Source organism: Mycobacterium sp., from assembly GCF_049281135.1.
Classification (GTDB): Bacteria; Actinomycetota; Actinomycetes; order Mycobacteriales; family Mycobacteriaceae; genus Mycobacterium.
This window is the reverse complement of sequence record NZ_JBAPRN010000578.1, coordinates 1-3,779: the sequence shown is the minus strand read 5'-3', so window position 1 is coordinate 3,779 and position 3,779 is coordinate 1. Positions and strand designations below refer to the sequence as shown.

Annotated in this window: 5 protein-coding genes; 2 read left to right on the top strand and 3 right to left on the bottom strand. The window is 68.4% G+C overall.

Features of this window, described 5'->3' with window-relative positions; translation table 11 throughout:
- Positions 1 to 160: 160 nt before the first annotated feature.
- Together WAN02_RS22625 and WAN02_RS22620 are read right to left on the bottom strand one after the other, a co-directional pair.
- Entirely contained in the window at positions 161 to 1,123 is a 963-nt protein-coding gene (locus WAN02_RS22625; RefSeq protein ID WP_422266575.1) for a DUF2993 domain-containing protein, read from the bottom strand.
- Positions 1,120 to 1,935 (bottom strand): carbon-nitrogen hydrolase family protein, encoded by an 816-nt coding sequence (locus tag WAN02_RS22620; protein WP_422266573.1) that lies wholly within the window; start codon positions 1,933 to 1,935, stop codon positions 1,120 to 1,122. Before WAN02_RS22620 ends, WAN02_RS22625 begins: the two co-directional genes overlap by 4 nt.
- Before the next feature lie 136 nt (positions 1,936 to 2,071).
- Here WAN02_RS22620 and WAN02_RS22615 point away from each other — a divergent pair, with 136 nt between their 5' ends.
- Positions 2,072 to 2,506: an SRPBCC family protein gene (locus tag WAN02_RS22615; RefSeq protein WP_422266571.1), complete on the top strand. Its 435-nt coding sequence runs from the start codon at positions 2,072 to 2,074 to the stop codon at positions 2,504 to 2,506.
- A 12-nt stretch (positions 2,507 to 2,518) separates the two neighbouring features.
- Here the strand turns inward: WAN02_RS22615 and WAN02_RS22610 are convergent, their stop codons facing one another.
- Positions 2,519 to 3,043 carry a DUF2505 domain-containing protein gene (locus tag WAN02_RS22610; protein WP_422266569.1) on the bottom strand — a complete coding sequence of 175 codons (525 nt, stop codon included), beginning with the start codon at positions 3,041 to 3,043 and terminating at the stop codon, positions 2,519 to 2,521.
- Between the two features lie 26 nt (positions 3,044 to 3,069).
- On the opposite strand from WAN02_RS22610, the gene WAN02_RS22605 reads away from it, so the two are divergent.
- Positions 3,070 to 3,779: UDP-N-acetylmuramate dehydrogenase (locus tag WAN02_RS22605; RefSeq protein ID WP_422266567.1), on the top strand; the 710-nt coding region annotated here is incomplete at its 3' end.

Genomic DNA, 3,779 nt, shown 5'->3' with positions numbered 1-3,779 from the left:
GCTGGGGGATGTGGCGGGTCGGTGACTCCGACGGTGGCGGAGGCTGACGGCGCGGGAAGAAGCCGCGGTTGGGTGGTCCGGGCGGCTTCGGCGGGCGGCCTCTTTCCGGCGGACCGCCGTTACCGGGGCCTGGTGGCGGATTCGTCATCGGCGGCCTGCGCTAGACATGGGCGAAACAGGGGTCGCTCTGGGCTGCCGGTATCGATGCGTTCTGCGTCGAAAAGTGCGCCACCACACCGTCATTGGTGACCTGAACGCTGTCGGCCTTGATGCCCAGCGGATATTGCTTGAGTAGCGCCGCGGTGAACGTGTTCAGCGCGGTCTGCGCGGTCTCGTGAGGGATGAGGACGCCGAGCGCGTTGACTTTGTAGACCTGCAGCGTCAGCTGGCCGTCGGAAACCTGCGGCTTCACCGTGACGCCGCCCAGGCCCATCGCCCCGGTGAGCTCGATGGTGCCGTCGTTGGGGTTGGTGCTGACGCCGTTGACCAGGCCTCCGATGAACGGCAAGGAATTCTGAATGGTCTCCTGGATGCCGTCCGACGTCCAGGTGATGTTGGCATCCAGCTTGCCGATGGTCCCCTTGGAATCGGCGTTGCCGTGCAGATCGACGTCGTCGATCTCGATGTCGGCCTTCATGCCCTTGGCGTTGCGGATGTTGTGGCCGGCTGTGTGAATCGTGATGTCCTTGTAGTGACCGGTCAAGTGCTGCAACAGGAATGGGCTCGAGCCGAACGATGCGGTGGCGCCGTCCTGGATCACGCACTGGGTCGCCGACGCGACGATGTCGTTGGCGCGGTGGCGGGCATAGAGTTCGCCGCCGACCAGACCGCCGATGCTCAGTGCCGCCACGATGACGAGAACCAAGATGATCGACACGGGGTCGCCGCGGAAACGGAAGCGCCGTTCGGATTTCACGGGATCGGCGGGGTCCTGCAACGGCGGCTGGTGCTCAAACGGCGCGGTGGCCGGATATTCCTGGGCGGGCGGCAGATATGTCGGCGGAGCCGGTGGCTGATACGGGTGGCCGGGCTGCGGCACCGGCTGGGTGGGCGAACTCTGATCGCTCGGACGCGCCCACATCGAGGACGGGTCCTGGTGGGGCGGTCCCTGCGGATTCGTCACCTGGGCGATTCTGCCTTATCCGGATTAGCGAACGCTGAGTAGTTGCGTAGCACCGCAATAGTCTCGCGGGCTTTCGACACCCGCTCGAGGGCGACGTCGGCGAGCAGTAGTTGCGGGTCGGCGCCCGCTGCGGCCACCACGTCGCCGAACGGCGAAACCACCAGGCTGCCGCCCACCCCGGTGGGGGCGCTGGAGGCCAGCGGCTCACCGGGGTCGGCCTGCCCGGCCGCGACGATGTAGCTGGTGGAGTCCAGCGCCCGGGCACGAGCCAGCAACGTCCACTGCTCGAGCTTTCCGGGGCCGGCTGCCCACGACGCGCTGACCGCCACCAGCTGAGCCCCGCGGCGGGCCAGCGTGCTGAACAGTTCGGGAAAGCGGAGGTCGTAGCAGGTGGTCAGCCCCACCCCGACACCGTCGACGTCGACCACGACCGGCACGCGGCCGGGTGCGACCGTGGTCGACTCGGTGAACCCGAAGGCGTCGTAGAGGTGGATTTTGTCGTAGTGGGCGTCGGCGCCCGGTCCCGTCACCAACAGCGTGTTGTGGACCCGGCCGTCGTCGGCGGGGGAGAACATGCCCGCCACCACCGTGATGCCGGCGCCGGCCGCGATTTCGCGAACCCCGTCAGCCCATGGCCCGTCGACCGGCTCGGCGATCGGGGCCAGCGGAACCCCGAACCGGCACATGGTCGCCTCCGGGAACACCACGAGCGATGCGCCGGATTCGGCAGCGCGCCCGGTGTAGTCCCGCACGAGCTGCAGGTTGTCGGCCGGGTGGGTGCCACTGAGAATCTGCGCCACCGCAATCCGCATGCCTGCCAGCCTAGGGGCGATCGCAAGGGCGGCGCAGCTGGGCGCAGCGATACCGGCGTCGATGCCGTGACCTCCGGAATGCCACCGCTACGCCCGGCGGATCAGCTGGGTCGTCGGGGATGCCAGAATCATGGCCATGGTTGAGTTCACTCTGACGCAATCCACGACGGCGCCGATCGAGAAAGTGTTCGACGTCCTGACCAACCACCGCGGGATCGCGGACTACGTGCCGTTGCTCCGGCGCAGCACGCTGGATCGCGAGGGCACTCCCGCGCCGAACGGTGTCGGCGCGGTCCGACGCCTCGAGGCGCTCGGACCCGCGATCGTCGAGGAGGTCATCTCCTACCAGCGACCCTCCGGCTACGCGTACAAGTTGGTCTCCGGCGCGCCGGTCCGCGATCACGTCGGCACGGTTTCGCTGCGCGAGGCGGGAACCGGAACCGAGGCCAGCTGGCACCTGGTGTCGACGCCCAAGATCCCCGGTCTTGATTGGCTGTTGACGCCCGTGCTGAAGAAGGTCATCGGTGACCTGTTCAAGGGCGCCATCGCGACCGCCGAGCGGGACGCCTGAAACCCGTTCAGGCTAGGTGGTTTCGCCGATCCACGTGGTGGTGAAGCGTTGCTCGCGGATCAGCAACTCGACCAGTTGGTTGCCGATGAAGTTCTCCAGCTTGCCGCCGACCAGCGGGATGCGCACCTCGACGGTGGCCTGGAACTTCAACCGGGCGCCGCCCGATTCGGCCAGCGGCTCCAGCGTCGCGGTGCCGGTCAATGACGCCGGCGAGTCAAGGATCGAGCCGGTGACGGTCGCCGTCGCGGTGCCGTCGGTGATCGGCTCCCAGCGCTCTTCGCGGCGGATGCGCAGATCGCCGCGGTGGAACTGAGTGACCACGCCCGGCAGCCGATCCGCGCGCAGCACCTGGGTGGTGACGACGTCGATGGTGCCGTCGTCACCGGACGGGCCGCCGAGTTGCATCGAATCCAGCGTCGTGTCGTCAGCGCCCGAGTCGGTCAGCCGGGCCAGCCAGTACTGCTCGTCGCTGAAGGCCCGGAGAACCTCTCCGACGGTGACCACGTAGTCGGTGGACATGTCGAACGAACGCGGCATAGCAGGTCAGGCTACCGTCAAGACTCATGAAACCGGGTGACGTGGGAACGGTTTTCGCCGGTGCGCGCGTCGACGAGAGTGTGCCGCTGGCGCCGCTGACCACGCTGCGGATCGGCCCGATCGCGTCGCGGGTGATCACCTGCGCCAGCACCGAGCAAGTGGTTGCGACGCTTCGCCATCTCGACGGCCAGGCCGCCCAGCCGCTGCTGGTGTTGGCCGGCGGCTCGAATGTGGTGATCGCCGACACGCTGACCGATCTCACCGTAGTTCGGTTGGCCAACAACAACATTGGTGTCGAGGGCAACATCGTGCGGGCCGGGGCGGGTGCGGTCTGGGACGACGTGGTGGTCGCGGCCATCGCCGCCGGCCTGGGCGGGCTTGAGTGCCTGTCGGGCATTCCCGGCTCGGCGGGTGCCACCCCGGTGCAGAACGTCGGGGCCTACGGCGTCGAGGTGGCCGACACCATCACCCGGGTGCGGCTGCTGGACCGGCGCACCGGTGCGGTGCGTTGGGCGCCGGCCGGCGAGCTCGGTTTCGGATACCGGACCAGCGTGCTCAAACACTCCGAAGCCGCTGTCGTGCTGGAGGTGGAGTTCGCGCTGGACGCCTCGGGTCGCAGCGCGCCGCTGCGCTACGGCGAACTGGTGACCGCATTGGACGCAACCGCCGACGAGCGGGTCGATCCCGCGGCGGTGCGCGACGCGGTGCTTGCCCTGCGGACCCGCAAGGGCATGGT

What these genes read in the sequence shown, in the direction of transcription:
- WAN02_RS22620 (WP_422266573.1), bottom strand. Translation starts at nt 1,935, where the DNA reads ATGCGGATTGCGGTGGCGCAGATTCTCAGTGGCACCCACCCGGCCGAC.
- WAN02_RS22615 (WP_422266571.1), top strand. Translation starts at nt 2,072, where the DNA reads ATGGTTGAGTTCACTCTGACGCAATCCACGACGGCGCCGATCGAGAAA.
- WAN02_RS22610 (WP_422266569.1), bottom strand. Translation starts at nt 3,043, where the DNA reads ATGCCGCGTTCGTTCGACATGTCCACCGACTACGTGGTCACCGTCGGA.